The organism is Paenibacillus sp. MBLB1832 (assembly GCF_032271945.1).
GTDB lineage: Bacteria > Bacillota > Bacilli > Paenibacillales > NBRC-103111 > Paenibacillus_E > Paenibacillus_E roseopurpureus.
This window is the reverse complement of sequence record NZ_CP130319.1, coordinates 4,736,143-4,761,845: the sequence shown is the minus strand read 5'-3', so window position 1 is coordinate 4,761,845 and position 25,703 is coordinate 4,736,143. Positions and strand designations below refer to the sequence as shown.

General features: G+C 47.3%; 25 protein-coding genes. 18 read left to right on the top strand and 7 right to left on the bottom strand.

Features of this window, described 5'->3' with window-relative positions:
- Positions 1 to 9 precede the first annotated feature (9 nt).
- The 9 genes from MJB10_RS21365 (at position 10) to MJB10_RS21325 (ending at position 7,770) form a co-directional block, all read left to right on the top strand.
- Positions 10 to 777 (top strand): LamB/YcsF family protein, encoded by a 768-nt coding sequence (locus tag MJB10_RS21365; RefSeq protein WP_314798162.1) that lies wholly within the window; start codon positions 10 to 12, stop codon positions 775 to 777.
- A gap of 984 nt (positions 778 to 1,761) precedes the next feature.
- Entirely contained in the window at positions 1,762 to 2,049 is a 288-nt protein-coding gene (locus MJB10_RS21360; protein WP_314798159.1) for a CD3324 family protein, read from the top strand.
- A gap of 17 nt (positions 2,050 to 2,066) precedes the next feature.
- On the top strand, positions 2,067 to 2,543 hold the full coding sequence (locus MJB10_RS21355; protein WP_397386550.1) for a gamma-glutamylcyclotransferase family protein: 477 nt from the start codon (positions 2,067 to 2,069) through the stop codon (positions 2,541 to 2,543).
- Between the two features lie 89 nt (positions 2,544 to 2,632).
- Positions 2,633 to 3,007, top strand: a complete 375-nt coding sequence (locus MJB10_RS21350; RefSeq protein WP_314798156.1) for a response regulator — start codon at positions 2,633 to 2,635, stop codon at positions 3,005 to 3,007.
- Positions 3,008 to 3,067: 60 nt separating this feature from the next.
- Positions 3,068 to 4,828, top strand: coding sequence for a response regulator (locus tag MJB10_RS21345; RefSeq protein ID WP_314798154.1), 1,761 nt, complete (start codon positions 3,068 to 3,070; stop codon positions 4,826 to 4,828).
- Between the two features lie 120 nt (positions 4,829 to 4,948).
- Entirely contained in the window at positions 4,949 to 5,422 is a 474-nt protein-coding gene (nikR, locus tag MJB10_RS21340) for a nickel-responsive transcriptional regulator NikR (RefSeq protein WP_314798152.1), read from the top strand.
- Positions 5,423 to 5,473: 51 nt separating this feature from the next.
- Entirely contained in the window at positions 5,474 to 5,878 is a 405-nt protein-coding gene (locus MJB10_RS21335; RefSeq protein ID WP_314798150.1) for a DUF2203 domain-containing protein, read from the top strand.
- A gap of 10 nt (positions 5,879 to 5,888) precedes the next feature.
- Complete coding sequence (locus MJB10_RS21330; protein WP_314798147.1) at positions 5,889 to 7,544, top strand: copper resistance CopC/CopD family protein; 1,656 nt, start codon at positions 5,889 to 5,891, stop codon at positions 7,542 to 7,544.
- Positions 7,545 to 7,584: 40 nt separating this feature from the next.
- Positions 7,585 to 7,770, top strand: a complete 186-nt coding sequence (locus MJB10_RS21325) for a hypothetical protein (protein WP_314798145.1) — start codon at positions 7,585 to 7,587, stop codon at positions 7,768 to 7,770.
- A gap of 67 nt (positions 7,771 to 7,837) precedes the next feature.
- Here the strand turns inward: MJB10_RS21325 and glsA are convergent, their stop codons facing one another.
- Both glsA and MJB10_RS21315 read right to left on the bottom strand, forming a co-directional pair.
- A complete protein-coding gene (gene glsA, locus MJB10_RS21320) occupies positions 7,838 to 8,791 on the bottom strand; it encodes a glutaminase A (RefSeq protein ID WP_314798143.1) in 954 nt (317 codons plus the stop codon).
- 24 nt (positions 8,792 to 8,815) lie between these two features.
- Positions 8,816 to 9,736, bottom strand: coding sequence for an aldo/keto reductase (locus tag MJB10_RS21315; protein WP_314798140.1), 921 nt, complete (start codon positions 9,734 to 9,736; stop codon positions 8,816 to 8,818).
- 134 nt (positions 9,737 to 9,870) lie between these two features.
- On the opposite strand from MJB10_RS21315, the gene lepB reads away from it, so the two are divergent.
- Positions 9,871 to 10,401 carry a signal peptidase I gene (lepB, locus tag MJB10_RS21310; protein ID WP_314798139.1) on the top strand — a complete coding sequence of 177 codons (531 nt, stop codon included), beginning with the start codon at positions 9,871 to 9,873 and terminating at the stop codon, positions 10,399 to 10,401.
- A gap of 75 nt (positions 10,402 to 10,476) precedes the next feature.
- Here the strand turns inward: lepB and MJB10_RS21305 are convergent, their stop codons facing one another.
- Complete coding sequence (locus MJB10_RS21305) at positions 10,477 to 12,135, bottom strand: MDR family MFS transporter (RefSeq protein ID WP_314798137.1); 1,659 nt, start codon at positions 12,133 to 12,135, stop codon at positions 10,477 to 10,479.
- 28 nt (positions 12,136 to 12,163) lie between these two features.
- A complete protein-coding gene (locus MJB10_RS21300) occupies positions 12,164 to 12,592 on the bottom strand; it encodes a MarR family transcriptional regulator (protein ID WP_314798136.1) in 429 nt (142 codons plus the stop codon).
- A gap of 527 nt (positions 12,593 to 13,119) precedes the next feature.
- Between MJB10_RS21300 and pheS the strand changes: the two genes are divergently transcribed.
- The 4 genes from pheS to MJB10_RS21280 all read left to right on the top strand — a co-directional run bounded on the left by pheS (position 13,120) and on the right by MJB10_RS21280 (position 19,190).
- On the top strand, positions 13,120 to 14,154 hold the full coding sequence (gene pheS, locus MJB10_RS21295; protein WP_314798134.1) for a phenylalanine--tRNA ligase subunit alpha: 1,035 nt from the start codon (positions 13,120 to 13,122) through the stop codon (positions 14,152 to 14,154).
- A gap of 27 nt (positions 14,155 to 14,181) precedes the next feature.
- Positions 14,182 to 16,671, top strand: coding sequence for a phenylalanine--tRNA ligase subunit beta (gene pheT / locus MJB10_RS21290; RefSeq protein ID WP_314798132.1), 2,490 nt, complete (start codon positions 14,182 to 14,184; stop codon positions 16,669 to 16,671).
- A gap of 94 nt (positions 16,672 to 16,765) precedes the next feature.
- Entirely contained in the window at positions 16,766 to 18,631 is a 1,866-nt protein-coding gene (gene zapA, locus MJB10_RS21285) for a cell division protein ZapA (RefSeq protein ID WP_314798129.1), read from the top strand.
- Positions 18,632 to 18,635: 4 nt separating this feature from the next.
- Complete coding sequence (locus tag MJB10_RS21280; protein WP_314798126.1) at positions 18,636 to 19,190, top strand: CvpA family protein; 555 nt, start codon at positions 18,636 to 18,638, stop codon at positions 19,188 to 19,190.
- Positions 19,191 to 19,536: 346 nt separating this feature from the next.
- Here MJB10_RS21280 and MJB10_RS21275 read toward each other — a convergent pair whose 3' ends face one another.
- Complete coding sequence (locus MJB10_RS21275) at positions 19,537 to 19,755, bottom strand: hypothetical protein (protein ID WP_314798124.1); 219 nt, start codon at positions 19,753 to 19,755, stop codon at positions 19,537 to 19,539.
- Positions 19,756 to 20,042: 287 nt separating this feature from the next.
- On the opposite strand from MJB10_RS21275, the gene MJB10_RS21270 reads away from it, so the two are divergent.
- Positions 20,043 to 20,663, top strand: a complete 621-nt coding sequence (locus tag MJB10_RS21270) for an IS1595 family transposase (RefSeq protein WP_314798121.1) — start codon at positions 20,043 to 20,045, stop codon at positions 20,661 to 20,663.
- 49 nt (positions 20,664 to 20,712) lie between these two features.
- Here the strand turns inward: MJB10_RS21270 and MJB10_RS21265 are convergent, their stop codons facing one another.
- Both MJB10_RS21265 and MJB10_RS21260 read right to left on the bottom strand, forming a co-directional pair.
- Positions 20,713 to 21,162: a cupredoxin domain-containing protein gene (locus tag MJB10_RS21265; protein WP_314798118.1), complete on the bottom strand. Its 450-nt coding sequence runs from the start codon at positions 21,160 to 21,162 to the stop codon at positions 20,713 to 20,715.
- A 171-nt stretch (positions 21,163 to 21,333) separates the two neighbouring features.
- Positions 21,334 to 21,702: a phage holin family protein gene (locus tag MJB10_RS21260; RefSeq protein WP_314798115.1), complete on the bottom strand. Its 369-nt coding sequence runs from the start codon at positions 21,700 to 21,702 to the stop codon at positions 21,334 to 21,336.
- A 231-nt stretch (positions 21,703 to 21,933) separates the two neighbouring features.
- Between MJB10_RS21260 and MJB10_RS21255 the strand changes: the two genes are divergently transcribed.
- From MJB10_RS21255 to MJB10_RS21245, 3 genes are all read left to right on the top strand, one after another.
- On the top strand, positions 21,934 to 24,294 hold the full coding sequence (locus MJB10_RS21255) for an endonuclease MutS2 (protein ID WP_314798113.1): 2,361 nt from the start codon (positions 21,934 to 21,936) through the stop codon (positions 24,292 to 24,294).
- 93 nt (positions 24,295 to 24,387) lie between these two features.
- Positions 24,388 to 25,068 (top strand): PspA/IM30 family protein, encoded by a 681-nt coding sequence (locus MJB10_RS21250; protein WP_314798110.1) that lies wholly within the window; start codon positions 24,388 to 24,390, stop codon positions 25,066 to 25,068.
- A gap of 75 nt (positions 25,069 to 25,143) precedes the next feature.
- Positions 25,144 to 25,563, top strand: a complete 420-nt coding sequence (locus MJB10_RS21245; RefSeq protein ID WP_314798108.1) for a DUF350 domain-containing protein — start codon at positions 25,144 to 25,146, stop codon at positions 25,561 to 25,563.
- The last annotated feature ends 140 nt before the right edge of the window (positions 25,564 to 25,703 follow it).

The window sequence follows — 25,703 nt, the reverse complement described above, 5'->3', positions numbered from 1 at the left end:
GCAAAGGACATGCTGCGTATTGATTTGAATTGTGATATGGGCGAGGGCTTTGGCGCTTATCAACTAGGGCGCGACGCAGAGCTGCTGGACTACGTCAGCTCCGCGAACATCGCCTGCGGGTTCCATGCAGGCGACCCCGCGACCATGCGCAGCACGGTGAAACTGTGCCAGCGCAAAGGCGTTGCGATCGGGGCCCATCCGGGCCTGCCCGATCTGCAGGGATTTGGCCGGCGCGAGATCGCGATCACGCCGGCGGAGGCTTACGAGCTGACGTTGTATCAGCTCGGGGCGCTGCAGGCGTTCGTCCACGCCGAAGGCGGACGCCTGCAGCACGTCAAGCCGCATGGCGCGCTCTACCACATGGCTGCGAAGCGCCATGAGCTAGCCGCCGCGATTGCGGCTGCGACGGCCAGCGTCAGCGCGGAGCTGACGCTGTTCGGCCCGCCCGGCAGCGAGCTGCTGCGGGCGGGGGCCGCCGCGGGGCTGCGAACCGCGAGCGAAGCTTTCGCGGACCGCAGCTACCAGCGGGACGGCAGCTTGACGCCCCGCGGCCAGGCGGGGGCGTTGCTTGAGAGCGCCGCCGAAGCTGCGGCGCAGGTGGAGCGGCTCGTCCGCGAAGGCAAGGTCCTCTCCCTCACGGGAGAGGACCTGAGCATGCGCGCGGACACGATCTGTATCCACGGCGACGGGACGCACGCCGTGGAATTCGCGCGCGACATCCGCGCGCTGCTGGAGCAAGGCGGCATCGCTGTGATGCCGCTGGGGGGAATTATCTAACACGATAAGTAGCTAAGCAGATTTAGGAGCGGTTAACCGCCTCTAAATCAAGAATTTAGCTGCTTTCGAGTAAGATAAGAGCGGTCAACCGCTCTTATCCAAGCAGTCTGGCTGCCATATGGGGTGTGTAAGCAGATTTAGGAGCGGTTAACCGCCTTTAAATCAATAATTTAGCTACTTTCGAGTAAGATAAGAGCCGTCAACCGCTCTTATCCAAGCAGTCTGGCTGCCATATGGGGTGTGTAAGCAGATTTAGGAGCGGTTAACCGCCTCTAAATCAAGAATTTAGCTACTTTCGAGTAAGATAAGAGCGGTCAACCGCTCTTATCCAAGCAGTCTGGCTGCCTGCCATTGTCCCACCTTTTCAACTCCGCACCAAGGAAAGAATTCTTATACCCATTCTTTCTCTTGAGGCACGGCTGCAAATATGAGTAAATGAGGTTGTAGCCGGCCGGCTAATTCCTACGGAAAGGAGTGATCAAGGTGATTACAACACAAACAGAGGTGGTCTCTGCGTAAGCAGAGATCACTGTTCCAACCGAGGGCCGCATAGGCCCTCGCATATCTTTGACATACGAGTAGACAGCGAGATGCTTTTTACATATAATGAGAATTGTGAACACGAAGTGAACACATAACAACAAGGAGAGATTTTGCTCTCCGACCAAAAATCCCAAACAAGGAGAGATTTTGCTCTCCGACCAAAATCCCTATATTAGGTGAAAGGAGTGTTATCAATGAACACAATGACAGTAGCGATGATTGTTGCGGCCGCCGCAGAGGTACACGTCTCCTAACTGAATATCATTCGTGGAATAACCGTTCACCTGAATTGTATAATTGCATATACAACCGACAGGCACGATTATGTTCGTGTTTTTTTTATTCCATTTTTGAGAATGGTAGGAGGTTAGTGGGCGATGAAGATACTCTCTGCAAATCCGTCAAAGTTCAGCTTTGCACAATTTGAGGAGGTTTTCATCCATGAGTTACAAGAACGGGAAAGATGTTCTTCCCCCTAACCTATTAAAACAATTACAAGAATATATCCAAGGCGAAATCGTGTATATCCCTAAGAAAGAGCAAAAACGCGCTGGCTGGGGAGAAAATAACGGTACTCGCATTATTATTGAGCGGAGAAATCGTGAGATTTTTCGGTTGTATCAAACGGGATCATCCGTCATGGAGCTGATTAAGGTGTTCCATTTATCCGAAGACAGCATACGGAAGATCATCGTCAAAACACGTGAATTAACAGCCAATCAGGCATAGCAGCAGCATCCTTCGTGATGCTGCTTTTTTTTCGTCCATCCTGGCAGGTAGGAATTGCCCAGCGACATGACGAACTCTTCTCCAATAGCAAATCGGATAGGCGGGATGGAATGATCAGTGTTTTTGTATATGGAACCTTGTTGGTCGGAGAAAGCAATCATGGGGTGGTTTCCCCTTTTATGAAGCATGCTGAACCTGGCGTTATTCACGGTCGCTTATACGATGTGGGGCCTTATCCTGCGCTCGTTCGCACAGAGGATAATCACCAGGTGGTTGGTGAATGGCTCGATGTAACAGAGGAAGGACTCATCGCCATGGATGAGCTCGAAATGTATTACGGTCCAGGTCATCCCAATAATGAATATGAGCGGGTATGGGTCAAAGACGTTCACAACCAGCGAGAAGGCTGGGTGTATTGTTGGAGGAGTCCGCGTGGACTTCCGGAAATTCAAGGCTCATCGTGGAAAGCTCACAGACAAAGTAATGGCTTATGATTTCTTTCGAGTAATTCCGACATTTTCCTGTTTCCCCGACAGGGATGATGGTATAATTAGTGACATAACGAATCTCGAGGAGAGAACCTATGTCCGTTTACAAAATTTTGCTCGCCGATGACGAAGCAGCCCTTCGCTTTCTTTTGACAGAAACGTTGTCTGATGAAGGATATGACATTTCAGAAGTTGACGATGGTCAGCAGGCTATCGATCAGCTTAACAAGGAAGCATTTGATTTAATCATATTAGATTACATGATGCCGGAGCGAACGGGCGTTGAGGTTTGTGAATGGTTGAGACACAGCGACAATGTGAATCGTGATTTGCCTGTTATTCTTTTGACTGCGAAAGCTCTAGAGAAAGATAAAGAGAAGGCGAGAGCAGCGGGCGTAACGACGTATATTGTAAAACCATTTAGTCCACTGCAATTATTGGATACTATCGAGCAGTTGTTACAGGGCTAGAACGAGTAAGCAGGTAAGCGAACAGTTCGATTATGTTAAATAAAAAGGGTGATGTCTGTAATGAGCCATCAAAACATAGAGAGATCGAGAAATTCAGTCTCAGAGTCTGAGCGGGATGCAAAGATACTTAAACAAGGCAGGAAGCTTTTCATACGTGAGTTTGATAAGCAACTTGAACAGTTGCAATCGCTGATTGGGGTTATTCAACCTGAGCCTGACTTAAGTGATCTGAAGAAGCTCTACCGGATTGCCCACACCCTGAAGGGGAGCGCGCCTGTATTCGGATATACGAGAATCGGCAAGCTGTCTGAGGATCTGGTTCGTATTTGGGAGTGGACACAGTCAATGGAGTGCCTAAATGAGCCGTTCATCGCGACATCCCCAATTCAGGAGAGTGTTGAACGAACGACTTGCTTGCTTCATGAGCTGCGGATGGAGCTAGAGATCAGCTTAACGGAAATCCAGATGGATGAGCTCCAGCACCAATCTGCGATTTCTATGCTGCGCACGTTGAAAAGCCGAATCCTGCTTGTCGATGATGACGATGCGCTGCGCTCTTATTTGACCAAGCGTTTGCAGCTGGATGAATGTGTAGTGGATGAAGCCTCTAATGTGGATACAGCCAAGAAGCTGCTTCGTGAACATACGTATGATCTCGTTACCCTTGATTTGATGATGCACCCGCAATCCGGCTATGAGCTGTTCGAGTATTTGAAGGAAGACCCTACACTCAAATGGCTGCCGCTTATTGTACTATCCGGTCGTGATGATGTCAGTGATAAAGTCCGCTGCTTCCATTTGGGAGCGGATGACTACGTAACGAAGCCGTTTCAATACGAGGAGCTGGCTGCGCGCATCTATGGCCTTCTCAAGCGGACGCGTAACTTCGAACAGTTAGCTTTCCGTGATCCGCTGACAGGTGTGTTTAACCGACGCTATTTCGATCTGCAAATTGGTTTAGAGCTGCAACGCATTGAGCGCTATCCTGCGCCGATTTCCCTTGTCTTTATTGATATTGATAGTTTCAAAAGCGTAAACGATACATATGGACATCATGTTGGGGATTTAGTCCTTCAAGGTTTGGCTCACCGCTTACAGGTCAACCTGCGTTCGACCGATTTATTAGCCCGATTCGGCGGGGAAGAATTCGTTATCGCCTTACCGAATACGACAGTGGATCAGGGAATGGCCATCATGCAGGATATTTTGGATAAAGTTCGCTCCCATCCAGTGGCGCAATACGAGGGTCGGACATTTGCAATTACGTTCTCTGCTGGCGTTGCCGAGTGGCAGGTCGGGATGACCATTCCCGAGTGGGTGGATAAGGCTGACGATGCGATGTACCAAGCGAAGCAGCAAGGGAAGAATCGGGTGCTGCGTGCAGATCTTGAGGATGAGGGCGCACAATTCACGAAGCTGGTTGCACATGCCAACGCACAGCTGCAGAAGAGGAAGCTCCTTATTGTGGATGATGATCCGATTTTGCGGGCGATACTCATTTCACAACTGGAGCATTTGCCAATTACGATTACGCAGGCTTCCGATGGGGAAGTAGCATGGGATTTATTAACAACGCATGCGTTCGATGCCTGTATTCTAGACGGGGTACTGCCACGAATTGACGGATTCACACTACTGGAGAAGATGAAGGCAGATCAGGATTCTCACCTGAAGGATATGAAAGTGCTGATGCTCTCAGGGAAGAAGAAAGAAGATGATGTGGCGAAAGGTCTTCAAATGGGGGCTGACGATTACATGACGAAACCGTTCTCTCTCGTTGAGCTTGAAACCCGTGTCAAACGATTGATGAATCTCGCATAGCATTAGACAGGGAGGGGCTTCTGGCCTCTCCTTTTCACTGTCCGGATTTGTGCATTTGCGAGAGCGCCGCTTTCTGCTACAGTAAGAATATAAACTGGTATTCCAGAAGGAGTAAGTCGTATGTCAGAAAAAGAAAACCTGGTCCGCTTCGGCATCTCCATGCCGCAATCGCTCATCGAGCAATTTGATCGACTCATCACGATGCAAGGGTATGATAATCGTTCGGAAGCGATTCGCGATCTGGCACGCAAAGCGCTGCTTACTTCGAGCAGCATGCAGCCGAATGAGATCGTCGCAGGTACGATTGTGATGGTCTATGATCACGAGATCAGAGACTTGCCCATAACATTAATGGAGCTTCAACATGACTATCATCATGCGATTATTTCGACGATGCATATTCATTTGAATCATCAGCAGTGCTTGGAAATTCTTGTCGTCCGAGGGGAAGTACAGAAGCTGCGCGAATTGCAACAGCGTATTCAAGTGTTGAAAGGCGTGGGATATGCTGAATTGTCCGTTACCCATGTGGACGAGCATGGCAGCGGGCATAGTCACGATCATGGTCACAGTCACAGTCATCCTCACAGCTAAAATTCGTAGTTCTCCTTATAATTTGATAAACTAAGGTTATGGAGGTGCGCTATGTCGGATAACAAATGGTTTTCGCTCGAAGAGGCGAATGGTTTATTGCCTTTTGTCGATCAAGAACTGAGGAAAATGCAAGATTTGAAGCGTGAATTCGAAGAGAAATATATGGAACTGCGCCATTTGAAAAATGAACATGCAGAGAAGCCTGGAACAGAGAAGGATCCTTTCTTCGTCATGGAAGCTGCGCTTGAATTTCTCCAAATTGAAGCCCGCGGACTCATTCAGAACTTTCAAAAGACAGGCATTGAGCTGAAAGATATCGATACAGGACTTGTCGATTTTCCTGCGCTGATAGATGGACAAGAAGTGCTTCTTTGTTGGAAGCAAGGAGAGGATCAGATTCGTTACTATCACGGCAAACACGATGGGTTTGCAGGCCGTAGACCGTTAACGGATTAGAGGGCTGACGATGCAATTACATAGAGGACATCGAAACTTCAAATGGCTGCGTGGCGCGCCGATGCTCATCCTAGCTATGATCGCGTTCCTATTAGTGAGCACCGTCGCTGCGCCGCAATCGGCTTCTGCGCATGCCTCCTTAGTGGAAGCGATCCCTGAATCGGGTGCGCAATTGGAAAGCTCGCCTGCACAAGTCAAGGTCACGTTCAATGAGCCATTGGACAGCGGACTCTTTTATATCAAAGTGTACGATCATAGCGGTGCTGAAGTCACGAGAAGTAAGGCACAGATGAATAAGGAGCAAACAGGTCTTGAGCTGAGCTTGCCGAAATTGGCAGAAGGCGTGTACTTGATCAGCTACCATGTCATCTCCGCAGATGGGCATCCGGTTGGCGGCAGCTATCCGATTACGGTAGGGAACCCGCCGCAGGAGGACTTGCTCGATGTGCCATCCGCACATACGGGGCATAATCATAACGCAGGACCATTGACGACGAAGGGGCTGTTGCAATATGCCTCGCGGGGATTATGGTTCCTTATGCTGCTGTCGTTAACAGGCTGGGTCGCTTGGCTGCGACTCGTGAAAGTACGGGATGATCAGGAGCACAAAGCGATGGCTGCTTGGTCGCTCAATTTGCAGCGTGCCCACATTGTTGCGCTGTTGCTGCTCATTTTTACCCATATCGAAGATCTCTTGGGCGGCGGCGGTGTGAATGAGGTATGGCAGCTGCTCAGTTCAACGAATATCGGGATTTCTTGGGCGCTTCTGCTCCTGCTCTCGTTCTTTGGATTTGTACTGGTTGGCCGATTCTTGTGGCTGGATGTGCTCTGGGCGTTTGTACTTTTGGCAGTCAAAAGCTTTAGCGGACACGCCGCCTCGTTCTCCCCTTTGTGGGCGACGATCAGTTTGGATTTTATTCACTTAGTCGCGGCAGCTTGCTGGGTAGGCGGATTGGTCCTGCTGTATGCGAAGTGGCGGATTAATAAGACGGGCATCGGCATGTATATGAAGACATTTTCCCGATTCGCGTTAATCTCGATACTCATTTTGACCGTGTCAGGGACGTTATCTGTCCTGTTGTTTTTACCGAATTTGTCCTACTTGGGTTATACCTCATGGGGTAAGCTCTTATTAGTTAAAGTAGGGGCAGTAGTCATCGTAGCCCTAGTTGGCTTCGTCATTCGACTCTTTTTACGGAAAAAGAAAGTCAATCAATCGATCGCTTGGGTGAAGCTGGATCTTACGCTAATGGTGATCATCCTTGGGCTTGTCGGATTGATCACCTACATGGCCCCAATCCCTGCGAACGGGCCGCTGCAGTGGCATCAAATGGGGGAGAGGGTTCATGTCTCCGTGGATATTGCGCCCAAAGTGCCAGGGAACAACACATTCGTTGCCAAGGTGTGGCTGCCTGAGAAATCAGGAAAGCCGAAGCAAGTTCTGCTTATTCTGCACAATAAGGACGATCAAGATATTTCTCCGATATCAGTTCCACTCACACTGTATACAGATAATAAGGAAGAGGAGTCCTACGGCTTCGCCAAGTTCAGCTACAAAGCCGAAGGCGCATATCTTCCTTTTAGAGGCAAATGGGAACTGGAAATGCGCGTCATGGACGCTGAGGATAACGAGACGGTGTACACCAAGGAATTCATTGTCTATTAAGTTGAATTGTGTGAAAAACAAGGTGATGGAGGGATGACGATTGGCTTGGGTGCATTTTTTGAATAAGGATCAGTTATCGGTTAAATGGGATGATAAGGATGATGCCGCATTGATCGAAATTAATGATGGCGGCATCTCGCCGAACTATGTGACGATTCGCTTGAATGAGCATGAAATTGACGAGTTGATTGACGCCCTCCAACGAGTGAAGCAATCGATCGTCTAACCGTTGCACAGAAAAAACCTTTCCGCCAGACCATTTTTTGGTCGCTGTTGGAAAGGTTTTTGTTTTACTAGAACAGACTCCAATCAAACTCCTGCGAGAGGATGCCCAGCAGGTGAACACCCGCAGTACTATTGCCCTTGCGATTTAATGCGGGCCCTACTAACCCGATGCCATATTGGCCTGGCACCATGGTCAGGATCGAGCCAGACACGCCGCTCTTGGCGGGCAAACCGACGTTCATGGCAAATTCACCAGAGGCATTGTACATTCCGCAGGTAAACATGAAGGTCTTGGCGATCTGCACGAAGCGCCGCGGAATCAGACGCCGCTTGCGAATGGGATCGACCCCGTTATGTGCGAGTACGAGAGCCATTCTGGCGAGGTCTGTACAGGTCACTTCAACGGAGCAGTGACTGAAGTAGACCCGAAGAACATCGTCCACCTCGCCATCCAGGACGCCATTATCCTTGAGGAAGTACGCCAACGAGCGATTGCGGTGCGCTGTGTCAGACTCGGATCGGAACACATGCTGATTAATAGACAAGCTAGGATTATCCGCAATATGTTGGAAGAAATGCAGGATGCGATCTATTTGTTCATCCGTGGTATTTCCCTTAATTAGCGAGGAGATGGCGATAGCGCCTGCATTAATCAAAGGATTGAACGGGATGCCAGGCTCGACGAGCTCAAGCTTGAGCATCGAGTTGAAGTCGTCGCCAGTCGGCTCCATGCCCACTTTCGAGAATACGATCTCTTCGCCATTATCCATCAGCGCCAGAATCAGTGTGAACACTTTTGAGATGCTTTGCAGTGTGAAGGGAAAGTCAGAGTCTCCGGAAACCTTTGTATTTCCCTCACTATCCATGATACAAATTCCGAGAATGTCGGGAGAGGCGTTCGCTAATTCAGGAATATAGGAAGCCACATGGCCTTCTGAGGTATGGGCTTTGCTCAAGTTAACCCATTCATCAAGGTGATCTTGAAGCAGCCTCCAGGTGTTGTCGTGCTGTTGGTGACTCATGGCGAAGTCATTCCTTCCTTTTCTCTAGCCTTTCCAAGCTTGTGGGTGATTGTCGCTAATCAGTTCAGTCGCAGCTGCGTTCGCGATGACTTGCTCTGGGTTTTTGCAGCCAGGAATGACGGATGTCACGGCGTCGTGCTTCAAGCACCAAGCCAGCGCCCATTTGGCCATGTCCATGCCCTCAGGCACTTCATTTTGCTGGATGCGCTGCACGTCTTCAAGCTTCTGACGGACAGCTTCCGCATCGTGACGATGGCGCACATCGGTGTTGCTGAATACAGCGCCAGGCTTATACTTCCCGCTCAAATAACCACTCGCCAGCGGTACACGAGCCAGTACACCAAGATCCTGCTCCACACAGGAAGGGAAAACGATTTCTTCTGGCGCGCGATCAAGACGATTATAAACGACCTGAATCGCTTTCGCATTCACTTTGGTCGAAGCGGCTGTCTGATGAATGTTGGCGTTGCTGCCAATGGACGTGCCGAGGTGACGGATTTTGCCGGCCTGCACTTGTTTATCCAGCGTCGTCCAGAGTTCATCGTTATCGAATACGCTATCGGGACCTGAATGGAATTGGTATAAGTCAATGTAGTCCGTATGTAAAGCTTTCAAAGATGCATCTAATTGCTTAATCACAGCGTCTGCACTAAATTCATCGGTCCGTGTAAATAAATCGTGGAAATGATGCCCGAATTTTGTGGCAACTACCCATTTGTCGCGGTCGCGGCGGGATAAATAATTGCCAATGAGCGATTCGGATAAATGATCGCCATAGCATTCTGCGGTATCGATGAGGTTAATTCCGAGGTCTGCGGCTTGATCCAGAATCGCGTCAGCTTCCTCTTGTGTATACGTGAGTCCCCATTCGCCGCCGAATTGCCATGTGCCAACGCCAACGATGGAAACTTTCAGATCGGTCTTACCAAGTCTACGATATTTCATGTCATGTACACTCCTTCTTAAGGTATCCAACTTCATTATACACCAACATTTTTATTTTAACTTAATGCAAGAGGAGAATAAATCGGTTACGGTTAACAAGGATGAGGTCGGATAACGAAAGGACGTTGGTTTCATTGATTAAAAAGGTTGGAGTAGCGCTCCTGAAAGAATGGGTGCCCACGATCGGATTCGCTCTGATTATCGCGATTGTGATTAATACCTATGTGGCGCAAGCGATGACGGTTCCTACGGGATCTATGCTGCCCACCATTCAATTGAAGGACGAGTTGATTGTGGAGAAAATGAAGCCGTTCACCGACTATGAATTTGGCGATATCGTTGTTTTCTGGCCACCGATTGACGGTAACGAGGATCGCTATGTGAAACGCCTCATTGGTCTTCCTGGGGATACCATTGAAATTAGGAACGGTGCCCTTTATCGGAATGGTGCCAAAGTGGATGAGCCTTATATCCAAGCTCCAATGACATATACGTTTCATCAGGTGACAGTACCAGAAGGGAACTACTTCTTCCTTGGAGACAACCGCAATGACAGCTATGATTCTCATTTGTGGCCGAAGACCCCATTTGTCGCGGAAAAAGATATTATCGGCAAAGCCGTGTTTCGAATCTTACCATTAAGTGCGATTGGAACGATTGACTAAGAAAGCACTGAATAACAAAGCCCAAATATGAAAAGCTCCCAAACTTTTGTCTCAAAGGTTGGGAGCTTTATTTATTTACACAAGATGAGCTGGAGCTTGGTTGTCATCTGCCGCGTCATCCCCGGACTTCTTCGATTTCCGATCGGTCAGCTTGATGTTGCCCACGAAGAGCGTAAGAATCGCGCCTAAGATTACGAAAATTAAGCCATAAAGGAACACTTGATGAAGGGAAGTCACGAGCGCATCCTTCAAGACAGGAACCATATGCTCTACAAACTCTTTTGGCATCTTAGCTAGTGATTCTGGGACTAACAGAGACGAGTACAGAGCTTGCGGATTCGTATGAATCATGCCTGTCATTTGCGCAGCGAGCTCGCCTGCTTCCGCGGGAAGCTGCTTCACAACGGGTTCCAGATTTTGTTCAAGCAGAACTGTTGATTTGTGGTTCATGATCGCACCAAGAATCGTCATTCCGAACGTACCCCCGATTTGACGGAAGAATTGGCTGGACGATGTAACGACGCCAAGCTCGGATTTCGGGAAGCTTTCTTGCAGTGCCAGTGTGAGGATCGGCATGACAAGTCCCATACCTAAACCGAGAAGAACCATGTAGCTTGAAGCGACAAGCTTCGTCGTTGAAATGTCCATCGTGCTTAGCATGATGAAGCCGACTGCCATCACAAGCATGCCGATAAACATTTGGCGGCGAACACCGATCTTCTGAATGAGCTGACCCGAAACTACACTGGCAGCAATCATCGTAATCATAAGCGGTGTCATAACCGTACCAGAGGCAGATGCACTGATGCCCACGATACCTTGCATGAAGAGAGGCACGAACATGATCGCACCGAACATCCCGACGGCCATCAAGAAACCAACACCGTTAATGGTGGAGAAGGTTCTATTTTTAAATAATCGAACGGGAAGAATTGGCTCATCTGCCTTACTTTCAATCCGTACGAAAGCGACTAAAGAAATCACCGCAAGGACGAAGAGACTGATAATTTGCCAAGAGCCCCAAGGATAATCTTTACCGCCAAACGTAAGAGCAAGAAGCAAGCTCACTACCCCGACGATCATTGTCACGATACCTGGAATATCAAACTTAACTTTACCAGCTGCAACATGCTTAGGAAGGGCGATAGCGATTAGAATAACCGCTAGAACACCCACTGGAAGGTTAATGTAGAACACCCAACGCCAGTTCCAAGCATCAACGATCCAACCGCCGACTTGCGGTCCGATTACAGAGGAAAGACCGAAGATCGCGCCGAAAACCCCTTGCCACTTCGCACGTTGTTTACCTGTGAATAAATCCCCGATAATGATCATTGCCATCGGCATCATAATACCGCCGCCAAGACCTTGTAAGCCGCGGAACAAAATGAGTTCCGTCATATTCTGAGACATCCCGCAAAGTGCGGAAGCAACGATAAAGATAATAAGTCCAGTTACATAAATGACGCGGCGGCCAATTAAATCCGCCAACTTACCAGCAATTGGCACGACGACTGTTGAAGTCAGCATGTATGCTGTCGTCAACCAAGTCATTAAGCCGAGTCCGCCAAATTCACCGACAATGCGCGGCATTGCTGTTCCGACGATCGTTCCGTCTAATGCACCGAACAGCATGGCGATAATGAGGCCAGTGAGCAGCAGCCCGCGATTTTTGAGCTCGGGTGCAGCTGCTTTGGAGAGATCGTTGGGTGCTGCTTTTTGTAAAGATTCCATCTGTTAACACTCCTTTGATGTCATTTCCTTAGTAGGGAGAAATAAATTTTTCAAATGCACTGACGAATACCGGCAGTTCATCGGGAGAAAGCTGGGAGAGACCTCTAGCTATGACTTTTTTTTGGACTTCAGTAGCTTGTTTAATGACAGCAGCTCCTGCTTCGGTATTCTCCACTAAAACAATCCGTCGATCCTTCTCGTGATGTTTGCGTATGACATGCCCGCTCTGGACAAGTCGATCGATCATGACCGTTATCGCGCTCGGTTTAACACCCATCCGATCAGCAAGCTGCGATTGCTTCGGTGAATTTTCCTTTGAAATCATAGCCAACATGAACAATTGCGGTGCAGTTAGCTCAGAATCTATCTCGGAGAGCACAGCTTGCACGATTTTACGATGCGACAATTCAAAAGCTGCTCGGAAGCGATCTGTATAAGCGAGCAATTCATCTTCCATATACGTACCCTCCTTGCCTACGAAAATTATTAGAGGAGTCTAATAATTAAATCATGTAATAATTAAATCAAGCAATAGTTAAACTATTTAAGTAAAATATAAACCCATCCATGGTATGAAGTCAATGGTTATTTTCAGAAAGGAAGGCTCGGTGTACTTGCATATCCTTTGTATCTTGCATATAATAACTCATACATATACGTGGAAATGCTTTGACGGAGAAGAGTACGCAGTGCCTCTTGACAGGGAGGGTAAGCCGATGATTGAGAGCTGGCCCCGAGAATCAGGCTGTGGAAGTTCGCTCCCGAGCAGTCCTTTGAACAGAAGTTGAAGAAGCTTCTCATTAGAGGGAACCGGACACATCGTCCGTTATCTGGAATGAAGTGAGACTCGTTTATTTGACGTTGGTTGATAGACGAATCTAATTAGGGTGGTACCACGGCTTTTCGTCCCTTGTGAGGGAGCGGGAAGTCTTTTTTGTGTTTTCAGAAAGGCGTAGAAGGCGCCTAAATCAGGGAGGGAATTCAATGAAAGAGCGGTTAGAAGCTTTGAAGCAGGAAGCGCTGCAAGAGCTTAGCGGGGTTGGTAGTCAGCAAGAGCTGAACGATCTGCGAGTGAAATATTTAGGTAAAAAAGGACCATTAACCGAGGTTCTTCGCGGAATGGGCGCTTTGAGCGCGGAAGAAAGACCGATCATCGGTCAAGTTGCGAATGATGTTCGCGCGGCGATTGAAGCTGTGATTGAAGAGAAGCAAGCTGCTTATACCAAGCAAGAAACAGAGAACAGACTGCGCGCCGAAATGATCGACGTTACGTTGCCTGGTCGTCCGTCCCAGCAAGGTGCGGTGCATCCTTTGAGCAAAGTCATTCAAGAAATTGAAGACATTTTCATCGGGATGGGCTATACCGTTGCGGAAGGGCCGGAAGTCGAGCAGGATTACTATAATTTCGAAGCATTGAACTTGCCGAAGGATCACCCTGCACGCGACATGCAAGATTCTTTCTATATCACGGAAGAAATTCTTATGCGTACACAGACTTCACCTGTTCAAGTAAGAACGATGGAGAAGCGTAAAGGGGAAGTTCCGATCAAAATCATTTGCCCAGGTAAAGTGTACCGCCGCGATGATGACGATGCTACGCATTCTCACATGTTCACTCAAATTGAAGGTTTGGTTATTGACCGCAATGTGCGCATGAGCGACCTCAAAGGCACCTTGCTTCAATTCGTACAAGAAATGTACGGCCCGAAGACGAAAATCCGTCTGCGTCCTAGCTTCTTCCCATTCACTGAGCCGAGCGTTGAGGTTGACGTCAGCTGTGCGATGTGCGGCGGCGATGGCTGCCGTACGTGTAAGCAAACAGGCTGGTTGGAAATTCTAGGAGCAGGCATGGTACATCCGCGCGTTCTTGAGATGGGTGGCTACGATCCGAAAGAATACACAGGCTTCGCATTCGGGATGGGCGTTGAGCGTATCGCGATGTTGAAATACGGGATTGAAGACATTCGTCATTTCTATACCAATGATTTGCGATTCTTAAAGCAATTTTTACATGTGTAAAGCTACTAGGAAAAGGAGGGTAAAAGCATGAACGTTTCATATCAATGGTTATCTGAATATGTGGATGTAACAGGCTTCACAGCCGAGGAATTAGCTGAAAAATTAACCCGAAGCGGTATCGAAGTGGATATCGTCGAGGACCGTAATAAAGGTGTATCCAACGTTGTTGTAGGTTTCGTTAAATCCCGCGAGAAGCACCCGGACGCTGACAAACTAAGCGTATGTGTGATCGATGCCGGACAAGGCGAAGACTTGCAAATCGTATGTGGTGCCAAAAATATTGACGCTGGCCAAAAGGTGCCCGTCGCGATGATCGGCGCAGTACTGCCTGGCGGTCTTGAAATCAAGCGCGCCAAGCTGCGCGGCGTAGAATCGCAAGGGATGATTTGCTCCGCGAAAGAACTCGGACTGAACGATAAATTACTGCCGAAAGAAATCCAAGAAGGCATTTTGGTATTGCCGGAAGATACGCAAGTCGGCAGCTCCATTCTTAATGTATTGGCAATCAGCGATAAAGTGATGGAGCTTGATCTGACACCGAACCGCTCCGATTGCTTGAGCATGCTAGGCGCAGCCTACGAGATCGGGGCGATCCTTGGCCGCGAAGTGAAGCTGCCTGATGCGGAAGCAGCGCTAAAAGCGGCAGGTACTGCCGCTGTTAAGGCTGCGGACCGCATCAGCGTGAAAATCACAGCGACCGAGCAGTGCACGCACTACGCGGCCCGCCTGATCGAGGGCGTGCGCGTGGGCACTTCGCCGCTGTGGATCCAGAACCGCTTGATGGCTGCGGGCATCCGCCCCATCAACAACATCGTGGACATCACGAATTTCGTGATGTTGGAATACGGCCAACCGCTTCACGCGTTCGACGCGGAGCAGCTGAATAACGGACACATCGACGTACGCCTCGCCGAAGCTGGCGAGAAAATCGTCACACTCGACGATGTGGAACGTACGTTAGAGCCGCACATGCTGCTCGTGACGGACGGCACCAAGCCTGTTGCGATCGCTGGTGTGATGGGCGGCGCCAACTCCGAAGTGACCGAAGGCACGACGCGGATTCTGCTCGAATCCGCGAAGTTCGCTGGCAGCTCTGTGCGCCGCACATCGCGCCAGTTAGGTCTTCGCTCGGAAGCGAGCCTTCGCTTCGAGAAAGAAGTGAATCCGGAGGCGGTGCTTCCGGCTCTGAACCGTGCTGCTGCGCTGATTGCGCAATACGCAAGCGGCGTTGTAGCAGACGGCATCGTGGAAGCCGTCTGCGGCACACACAAGCCAGTCAGCATCGAGCTGGCAGCTGACCGTGTGAACAACTATCTCGGCACATCCCTTTCGTTGGCCGAGATGGGTCAAATCCTGCAGCGCCTGCACTTCACATATGAGCAGGCGGGCGAAGGCAAGCTGCTCGTGCATGTGCCGAGCCGCCGCGGAGACATCACGCGGGATGTTGATTTGATCGAAGAAGTAGCGCGTCTGTTCGGCTACGATAACATCCCGACAACCTTGATGACCGGTGTTACGACGCCTGGGTCTCTGTCCAAAGAGCAATCCGTCCGCAGGATTACACGAAACCTGCTGACGCAAAGCGGACTGCATGAAGTCATCACGTATGCCTTCACGAACCCGCGTTCCAATGGCGTGGCTAGTGATGCAGCTGATCTTCAAGCTGCCGCCGCCATTCCTGGTTTATATCCAACAGCGAAGCCGATTTCACTCGCGATGCCTATGAGCGAGGATCGCAGCCAACTGCGTACAAGTCTATTGCCGCATCTATTAGAGGTTGTCAGCTACAACCGTAATCGTACAATGGATGATGTCGCCATTTTCGAGATGGGTAAAGCATTTATAACAGAGGAAGCATCTCTTTCTTCTCTGCCGCAGGAAAAGCTTCTGCTTTCCATGGTGCTGACAGGCAAACGCCGCCAAGCACATTGGGCTCAGAAGTCAGAGTCTGTTGATTTCTATGACATCAAGGGTGTTTTCGATCGTCTTGTGAAATACCTCGGGATTAAAGGAATTACGTATACATCTGCCGCGCTAGAGGGCTTCCACCCTGGACGGACAGCGGAAATTCGCCTTGCAACAGCGCAAGGTGAGCAAGTCATTGGCCGCATTGGACAATTGCATCCAACGGTTCAACAAACGCGTGATTTGGATGATACGTATGTGCTTGAAGTGGAACTTTCACCAATCCTTGAAGTTGCTGGAGATGCGATCGTGTATAAATTGCTGCCGCGATATCCGTCTATCGGACGTGATATTGCTGTCGTCGTAAATGCCAGCGTTCCAGTTGGACTTATGGAGCAAGCGATTTCCGAGGTTGCAGGCGAGTTGCTGGAGTCCATTCAAGTGTTCGATATCTACACGGGTGAACGTCTTGGAGCGAATCGCAAAAGCGTTGCGATTGCCCTCGTTTACCGTCATGCAGAGCGAACTCTTCTGGATGAAGAGGTCACTGAACTTCATGCCAAAGTTGTGGCAGCCCTTGAACAAAAATTTGAGGCAGAGTTAAGAAAATAGTGTAACTTTCCTTATAGGTTGCAGGAATACAGGCTGGTCTTATCGAAATTATGTTCGATAAGGCCAGCCTTTCATCTTAAGGGAGGATTCAATCGTGACTACGGAAGATAAAACAAGAATTACTGTTGATATATATGGACACCAATATAAGCTAAAAGCAGATACAAGCACCAATCATATGAAACGCGTAGCGGAATTAGTCAATGATCAAATGTTCCGAATTGCAAAAGGTTACCCTCGTCTTGACTCACAACGGATCGCAGTACTAGCCGCGGTGAATATGGCGGATGAGTGCTTCCGAATGAACGAAATTTTGGAAGAATTAAGCAACGTACAGAAAGAGCAAGAAGCCATCAAAACCGCCTACGACAAGCTTACAACCCGTTATCAAGAGCTAAAGCAAGAAGATGAAAAGAATCAAACCCTCCTTGCTGAACAAAACGGGAAGCTGCAGCAAATCATCGAGCAAGAAAAGCAGTACAAACAAGAAAATCAAAAAGTAAAACAAGAGCAAGAACAAGCCGTTCATCAAATGCTGCAAGTGAAACAACAGTTCGAGCTATGCAAGCAGCAATTGGAGCAAACGAAACAGCAGTTAGACCAAACCAAGCATCAATTAGAGCAAGCCAAACAGCAATTAGACCAATCCAAACAGCAATCGACACAACTCAATCAGCAGTTAGAACAAGCCAAACAACAACAAAATCAATCGAAACAGCACATAGAACATGCCAAGCAGCAATTGGAGCAAACCAAGCAACAATTAGACCAATCCAGACAGCAACTAGATCAAGAAAAGCGTCAACACTTGGAACTTAAGCAGAAGCATGAACAAGACCAACAACAATCTAACTGGCTTAAAGAACACGGGGATCAACTCCAAGAAGAGAATGCCCAGCTCAAACTTCAGTTAGAACAAGTCATGCAACAGCTTGTCCAAGAAAAACAAGCTCACCATCAAACATCCCAACAACTACAAGCAGAGAAGGAATTGCTAACTCAGCAGCATCAAGAAGCATTATCGGAGCTTTCATCACAAATCGATGCAGATATTCAAGTCATACATCAACAACAGCAAATACAATTAGAGTTGTTATCTGCGCAGCACAAAGATGAACTTACAAGTATTAAACGTGAGCTTCAAGATCAGCTCGTTTCGTTAAAACAAAAACATCAAGATGAATTAGAATTCACCAAATTGGAGCATGAATCTGCAGTAGAAATCCTAACGCAAGAGCATCAAGATGCGATTGCAGAATTGAAAGCAATTTCTGATAAACTCAAGAATGAGCTAGAAACATCCAATCATGAACATCAGTTCGAGCTAGCTACTCTCTCGGAGGATTACGCCAATGAACTGGCTGTGATCAAGGCAAAGTATCAGAGCGAACTAGCGCTCATGAAGCAAGAACATCAAGGGGAACTTCTATTGGTGAAGCAACAACACCGAACGGAACTAGAAGTGGCAGCAACAACCCATCAGGAAGACATTGACTCTCTGGTACTGATGTATCAAGAAGAGGAAGAAGCCAAGTTAAGACGATTAGAAGAGGAAAAAGAAAACCTACAAGGTCAATATCAAGAACAGCAAATGTCCTTGAAGGAGCAATTAGAAGAACAACAACAAGCATTTAGAGAACAACTTCAGGAACAACTAGATGAACAGAAAGCATCCATCGTTCAACATTATCAAGGACAAATAGAGGATCTGCTTGCGCAAATGCAAACAGAACGAAACACTCGGACTCAGCAATTTGAGGAAGAAAAAGAACGTATTTTGTCGCAGGCTCGACTCGAAAAAGAAGAGCTGCTGCAAATGAGTATGAATGATGAAGCGCAACAGGATGAGTTGCAGGCTGTCAAAGAAGAATACAGAAAATTACGCGAAGAATATGCCAAACTGCAAGTCGAATACAATGAATGGATCGAACTTGTAGAAGCAGATAGCCCAAGCAGGTAACCTAGTGACATTGCACACATTAGATTACGTGTTGATGTCCATTATCGTTTTAGGACTGCTCATTGGGTACTTTCGAGGTTTCATCGCTCAAATCGTCTCGATTTCGGGCATGATTCTCGCTTATCTGGTTGCTTTTTATTTCTACAAAGATGTAGCGCCGATATTTAAAAACGCCTTCTCCTTGCCAACCTATCAAAACTACCATAAATACGAATTCATCGTAAAAGGACTCAATCTAGATACGTATATTCTAAATGCGATCTCCTTTGCACTTCTGTTCTTTGGTGTTAAATTAGCTTTATTGATCATCGGCCGAGCATTGAACCTCCTTGCCAAAACGCCCGGACTCAATGCCATCAACCGCTGGAGCGGTGCATTTTTGGGCTTAATTGAGGCTTTGCTTATTATTATCATCGCAGTCAATGTCATGACCATCATTCCCTCAGATGGCACCCAAAAGCTTCTATCAAGCTCCTACATCGCGCCCTACTTAATCAACGAGCTGCCGCAAGTAGCAGGTAAACTCCATGATTTATGGAAACAAGGGAATTCAATTTAGCAGAAATTGCCCTCTTCTCAATCGAAGAGGGCTGTTTCTTTTTATGGATTCTATAGACCTCATACCTATACCCACAAAAAACCATACACCGTCACACCGTCACACCGCCACACCGCCACACCGCCACACCGCCACACCGCCACACCGCCACATGCCACACCGCCACATCGCCACACCGCCACACCGCCACACCTCCGGACCTATGCACCACACTGTTCTCAGCCCTCCAGTCCCCACGGACCGGTTTCATGTGAATGTAAGTAGGGGAGGCGAATACATCCCGAAAACCATTTTCCTGAAGTATCTACAAAAGGCATCCAGAGGTTATCATTCGAATCAATCCAAATTAAACAATACGTGTACTAGCTGATCCACTAACCGACCAACCATCCGATAATTGACCAACCACAATCACAATCACAACCACAACCACAACCACAACCACAATCACAACCACAACCACAACCACAACCACAACCACAACCACAACCACAACCAACCCAACCCAACAAACCGAACCCAACAAACCGAACCAACTGAACCATCGACCCGTCCCACCAACCACAATCTACCGACCCCAAGCCACAAACCCACGACCCCACGACCCACCGAACCCACCAACCATAACCTACCCCCCCATGACCAACCGGCGTAATAGCTCCCCCTATCAACACAAGCACTAGCTGCTAATAAAGTCACTCAATTCAAAAATTGTAGATACCTCAGAAAAACGAAAATAAAGATTAGCCCGCCAACGCTCCAACACAACAAAATTTTCTTTACATGGAAACAAATGTTCGATATAATAAACTTATGGGATCAAACGTTCGTTTTTATGTGGAGGCGTATGAAGTGGACTTGTTGATATTTGATGTTGTAGAGGCGGATTTTCAAACCGAGGAAGATTGCGAGAGGTTTTTAGTGAGCAGACGTTGGACTAAGGGGTTCTTTTGCCCAGGCTGTGATCATGATTCCTTTTATGAAATAAAGACCCGGAATTTACTTGAGTGTAAGGAATGCCGTGCACAAACCTCAATTACAGCTGGGACGATCATGCATAAATCCAAGCTACCTCTATTAATTTGGTTCAAAGCGATACGGGCATTAATTCAAGATGAGATTACATATACAATCACTTCTTTTGCAGACTTACTTGGTGTAAATTACCGAACAGGTAAACTTCTTCTTGAAAAATTACAATTAGCTTTGCAGAAGCAATATGGTCGAAAAGGTTTTGAATTGGGTAAAGAATCGATTGATGAGAGCGTGCATAGTGATTCTCAACCTAGTCGTAACCCTGTATTGTCAAAATTCCGACAAGTATCACGAACAAGATTGCGTATTTTTGAGCAGTTTCTTTTTAAATCGTCAAAAAATGTGAAGTACCACGAATCGACAATATTTAGAAAATGGATGGATGCTTTCTTGTCTGTGTGGTTGTATCCGCACTTTTTAAAAAGGTTTCAAATATAAAAAGCCTTGCCACATAGAAGTGTAACAAGGCTTCTTCGATTTCATTTAATTATTCAACGATTAGTGTAGTTTTCATATTCGCATGGCCACTTCCGCACATAACGGAACAGTTGATAGGGAATGAACCCGCTTTATCTGGTGTAAAGGTAACAGTTTTGTTTTCGTTGTTCAAATTGATGCCGAACTCTTTGATTGCTGCACCGTGAATTCCTTGGGAGTTGTCGAGCGTTATTGTAACAGGCTCCCCTTTTTTTACACGGTATTCTGTTTTATCAAAGCTGAAATTTGTTGTTTTTAACGTAACTTGCTGGCCACCGGCGGCTGCTTGTTTGGTTGCAGCTGGTGTCGTTGTAGCGGCTGTTGATGCTGCAGGAGTTGCTGTTGTTACTGCTGCTGTAGGTGTAGTCGTTGTTGTAGTGGATGTGTTTTCTTTGTTACCGCACGCCGCGATTGCGAACACGACAGCTAGTCCCATTAGAAGAATGAGTGCTTTTTTCATGGTATACCCCTCCGTATACATAATGTTTTCCTCATTATTGTACACGACCTATTTCCAAATTACAGTGACAAACTGGTGAATATAGATAAAAGATCGGCCCGGCGAGTAGAAACGCGGCAGACCGATCTTTTTTGGCGTTGCGTTGAAGATGAGTAAATTGAACAGATTGACTTACCTGCGGTCTTCTCTACCTGTCAGCCCTTGCTCAAAGGGCGTTTTCACGGGGATGAACAAATCAATAATCCCAATGACTAAAGCAGCTAAGATGGCACCAATCATGCTCGTAGAGACATTGGTCACGATAAATTGAGCCGCCCAGATGACTAGGGCGCTCACTAGAAACCCTACGATTCCTCTGCCAAATGGAGTGATTTGTTTGCCGAAGATTCCTTCAATAATCCAAGCTGCGATGGCGATGACCAGAGCTAGGAAAAAAGCACTCCAGAATCCTCCGACACTAAATCCTGGAACTAACCAGCTCACAAACATTAAAACCAAAGCTGAAACAATAAACCTGACGAGATGTCCAAGAAGATGCATGTCGTGAACCTCCTTCTTTCTGTCATGAATTTGACTGCAATGGTAAAAACAAATTGTAGACACCTGTTCGTACAGTGCAATACCCTTTGGCAGAGGATTAGATGCACAACATAGTGTATCCAAGTTTGAGATATTTATGGTGGGAAGTATCTTCCATATAATCATTGTCTCCGTAGCTAATCCCATTCCATTTGGTTTATAATATAGGGTAGAGAAAAGAGGTTGGAAACGTTGAATCCTAAAATTATAAAAACTTTAGAATACGAGAAAATTTTACATAAGGTTGCTCATCATGCCTCAACTTCGTTGGGGAAGGATGCCGCGGAGAAGCTTGAACCCAAAGGTGATTTCGAGCTTGTTAAGCTGCGTTTACAAGCGACCGATGAAGCTGTTAACGTTGAAAGGCTGAAGGGGAATGCTCCTTTCGGTGGAATTCGCGATATCCGTGCCTCCCTGCATCGCGCTCGAATTGGCGGGATGTTGAATCCTACGGAACTACTCGATATTTCAACGACGATGTTTGGAACGCGTAGATTGAAGCGATTTGTACTTGCTGTTCACGATGAATATGCCATCCCGATGCTGAAATCACAAGTTGAATTATTGACTGAAAACAAACAATTAGAAGATAAGATCAACAGTTGCATTGATGAAAATGCCGTCGTTGTGGACGGAGCAAGTCCTGAACTGGGGCGAGTTCGCAGTGAGCTTCGCTCAGGCGAAAGCAGAGTTCGCGAACGACTAGAACAAATGATTCGTAATTCCTCTGTGCAAAAAATGCTGCAGGATGTTTTGATTACGATTCGAAATGACCGTTTTGTTATTCCAGTGAAGTCGGAATATCGTTCAAGTTTTGGCGGAATGATTCACGATCAATCTGCTTCAGGTGCAACGCTATATATCGAGCCAGATGCCATCGTACAATTAAACAATAAGATTCGTGAGCTTAAGTTCAAGGAAGAAGCTGAGATTGAGAAGATCCTGCAGGCATTAACTGCTCTGGTAGCAGAGCAGGTGGAACTGCTAGTTGAGGATGTTAATCTGCTAGCGGAACTTGATTTCACGTTTGCCAAAGCAGGTTTGGCTAGGGAATTAAAAGCGACGATGCCTCGACTTAATGATCGTGGTTTCATCAAAATAAAACGAGGCAGACACCCGCTCATCGCAGCTGATTCTGTTGTGCCGTTAGATTTGGAGCTGGGGAATGATTATTCCCAGATAATTGTGACAGGCCCAAACACAGGAGGAAAGACCGTTTCGCTTAAAACGGTGGGACTTCTGAGTTTGATGGCAATGTCTGGATTGTTCGTCCCAGCGGAAGAAGGCACGCAGCTTTGTGTGTTTGATGCCATCTTTGCAGATATTGGCGACGAACAAAGCATTGAGCAAAATTTAAGTACATTCTCTAGTCATATGACGAATATTATAAGTATTTTACGTGACATGACCCCGAAGAGCTTAGTGCTGCTAGATGAACTTGGAGCAGGAACCGATCCAGCGGAAGGTTCGGCTTTAGCGATCTCCATTTTGGACTATATCCATCAAATAGGTTGTCGAATTATTGCAACTACGCACTATTCTGAGCTGAAAGCCTATGCTTACCAGAAGCAGGGGACGATTAATGCGAGTATGGAATTTGACATTCAAACGCTTAGTCCCACGTATCGCTTGTTGGTTGGGGTGCCTGGTCGCAGTAACGCTTTTGCAATTGCTGAGCGTCTGGGACTGTCGCGGCGCATCATTGAGCACGCCCGTGCGCAGGTTGGTGAGGAAGATCAACGCGTTGAGTCGATGATTGCTTCACTGGAAGAAAACCGACTCATTGCAGAGTCGGAGCGACTTGCTGCTGAGCAATTGCGCAAAGAGGCAGAAGCCGTGCGGAAGTCGTTGGAAGCGCAGCAGCAGAAGTTCGACGAGCAGCGCGACAAGCTGCTGGAGAAGGCAGAGCGTGATGCACGCGAAGCGGTTCTTAAAGCGCGACGCGAAGCAGACGAAGTCATAGCCGAGCTGCGCCGTATGGCGTTGGAAGAAGCTGGCGGCGTCAAGGACCACCGCTTAGTCGAAGCAAAACGCCGATTGGATCAGGCGACACCTGAGCTGCGCAGTAAGCAAGTGCGCGCTTTGAAGAAGCGGCCAGAGCAGATTGAAGCCGGTGATGAGGTACGGGTCATTTCGCTCGGTCAGAAGGGGCATGTTGTTGAGCTTGTGGGAACAACGGAAGCCAATGTCCAATTAGGCATTATGAAGATGAAGGTGGCTCTTTCCAATTTAGAGAAGACAGGCAATGCACCACAAGCGAAACAACCTCAGAAAACAGCGACAACCGTAAAACGAACCCGTGATGATAATGTCAAAATGGAGTTAGATATGCGTGGTATGAATATGGAAGAAGCCATGATTGAGGCAGATCGATTCCTGGACGAATCGTTCTTAAGTAATTTTGGGCAAGTCTACCTTATTCATGGCAAAGGTACAGGTGTGCTGCGTACGGGGATGCAAGATTATCTTCGTCGCCATAAGCACGTGAAAAGCTACCGTATGGGCAATTACAATGAAGGTGGAGCTGGGGTTACGGTCGTTGAATTGAAATAGCATATAAAATTTTCAAGCTTTTTGAAACTCATTCTTTGGTGCTGCGTATGAAATAGATATAAAAGAGTATTAAACCTTAGGAGGAATTTTAGAATGGGAATTTTCAAAAGACTTCGGGATATGACTATGGCTTCAATTAATGATTTGCTGGATAAAGCAGAAGATCCAGTTAAAATGCTGAATCAATTTTTACGTGATATGGAAGAAGATATTTTGGAAGCTGAATCTGCAGTAGCGAAGCAAATCGCGATTGAGAAGAAATTCAAGCTGCAAGTTGAAGAATCAGAAGAAATGGTTACAAAGCGTACAGAGCAGGCGATGAAAGCTCTTGAAGCTGGTAATGAAGATTTGGCTCGCCGCGCGCTGGAAGATAAGAAAGAACACCAAACTCGTTATGATGAATTGAAACGTCAGTACGATATGGCTAAAACGAACGCGGATCAACTTCGCGCTCAATTGACGGAGATGAAAGATGAATTCTCCAAAATGAAAAACAAAAAAGATTTATTGGTTGCGCGTGCTGAAACAGCGAAGGCACAGAAACAAATCAACCAAGCGATGTCCGGCTTTGGTACGGATAACGCGGCTAAAGGTTTTGACCGTATGAGTGAAAAAGTTCTTCAAATGGAGGCGGAAGCTCAAGCGAGCGGAGAAATCCGCGCCAAAAACCGCAGCTTGGATGATGAGCTGGACAGCTTAGGGGCAAGCAGCAGCGGGATCGATGATGAGTTGGCCGCTATGCGTGCGAAGCTTGCTGAAAAAAAACAATCCTAATGATATACTAGTTGTACCTGCGAGAGACTGAGTCCTACTCAGTCTCTACTTGTGTAAAGGAAGGCAGGAGACGATATGAACGAAGAGGTGGATGTTTTGTTAGGTAACCCGTATTTATCAACGCTCGCATTTTTTGCCGTTGCTTTAGTCGCGCTAGTCGTCTTTCTAACGATCTTCGAGCTGGTTACGAAATATGATGATTGGGCCGAAATCAAAAAAGGTAATTTGTCGGTTGCTATGGCCACGGGCGGTAAAATTTTTGGGATTTGCAACTTGTTCCGATTTGCCATTCTAAACAACGACACGATGATTCACTCTCTCATTTGGGCAGGCTATGGCTTCCTGTTGCTATTAGTTGCTTATTTTATTTTTGAATTCCTTACACCTTATTTCAAAATTGATGAAGAAATTAAGAAGGATAATCGTGCCGTTGGCTTCTTGTCTTTAACGTTATCGGTCTCCTTATCCTATGTGGTTGGAGCATGTGTAACCTAGGTGTAGTCGTATTTTACATAATGTTGGAGGCTTAAACGATGAAGTACCTGTGGGGAACCTTGTTTGCGATTGCACTTGTGTTTGTCGCGGCGGGGGTTTATTATGTATGGAAATATGCATAATTGCAAGTAGGTGGGGGT

What these genes read in the sequence shown, in the direction of transcription:
- pheS (WP_314798134.1), top strand. Translation starts at nt 13,120, where the DNA reads ATGAAAGAGCGGTTAGAAGCTTTGAAGCAGGAAGCGCTGCAAGAGCTT.
- MJB10_RS21330 (WP_314798147.1), top strand. Translation starts at nt 5,889, where the DNA reads ATGCAATTACATAGAGGACATCGAAACTTCAAATGGCTGCGTGGCGCG.
- glsA (WP_314798143.1), bottom strand. Translation starts at nt 8,791, where the DNA reads ATGAGTCACCAACAGCACGACAACACCTGGAGGCTGCTTCAAGATCAC.
- MJB10_RS21365 (WP_314798162.1), top strand. Translation starts at nt 10, where the DNA reads ATGCTGCGTATTGATTTGAATTGTGATATGGGCGAGGGCTTTGGCGCT.
- MJB10_RS21305 (WP_314798137.1), bottom strand. Translation starts at nt 12,135, where the DNA reads ATGGAATCTTTACAAAAAGCAGCACCCAACGATCTCTCCAAAGCAGCT.
- pheT (WP_314798132.1), top strand. Translation starts at nt 14,182, where the DNA reads ATGAACGTTTCATATCAATGGTTATCTGAATATGTGGATGTAACAGGC.
- MJB10_RS21355 (WP_397386550.1), top strand. Translation starts at nt 2,067, where the DNA reads ATGCTGCTTTTTTTTCGTCCATCCTGGCAGGTAGGAATTGCCCAGCGA.
- MJB10_RS21345 (WP_314798154.1), top strand. Translation starts at nt 3,068, where the DNA reads ATGAGCCATCAAAACATAGAGAGATCGAGAAATTCAGTCTCAGAGTCT.
- MJB10_RS21315 (WP_314798140.1), bottom strand. Translation starts at nt 9,736, where the DNA reads ATGAAATATCGTAGACTTGGTAAGACCGATCTGAAAGTTTCCATCGTT.
- MJB10_RS21335 (WP_314798150.1), top strand. Translation starts at nt 5,474, where the DNA reads ATGTCGGATAACAAATGGTTTTCGCTCGAAGAGGCGAATGGTTTATTG.
- nikR (WP_314798152.1), top strand. Translation starts at nt 4,949, where the DNA reads ATGTCAGAAAAAGAAAACCTGGTCCGCTTCGGCATCTCCATGCCGCAA.
- MJB10_RS21245 (WP_314798108.1), top strand. Translation starts at nt 25,144, where the DNA reads ATGAACGAAGAGGTGGATGTTTTGTTAGGTAACCCGTATTTATCAACG.
- MJB10_RS21350 (WP_314798156.1), top strand. Translation starts at nt 2,633, where the DNA reads ATGTCCGTTTACAAAATTTTGCTCGCCGATGACGAAGCAGCCCTTCGC.
- MJB10_RS21265 (WP_314798118.1), bottom strand. Translation starts at nt 21,162, where the DNA reads ATGAAAAAAGCACTCATTCTTCTAATGGGACTAGCTGTCGTGTTCGCA.
- MJB10_RS21250 (WP_314798110.1), top strand. Translation starts at nt 24,388, where the DNA reads ATGGGAATTTTCAAAAGACTTCGGGATATGACTATGGCTTCAATTAAT.
- MJB10_RS21360 (WP_314798159.1), top strand. Translation starts at nt 1,762, where the DNA reads ATGAGTTACAAGAACGGGAAAGATGTTCTTCCCCCTAACCTATTAAAA.
- MJB10_RS21260 (WP_314798115.1), bottom strand. Translation starts at nt 21,702, where the DNA reads ATGCATCTTCTTGGACATCTCGTCAGGTTTATTGTTTCAGCTTTGGTT.
- MJB10_RS21300 (WP_314798136.1), bottom strand. Translation starts at nt 12,592, where the DNA reads ATGGAAGATGAATTGCTCGCTTATACAGATCGCTTCCGAGCAGCTTTT.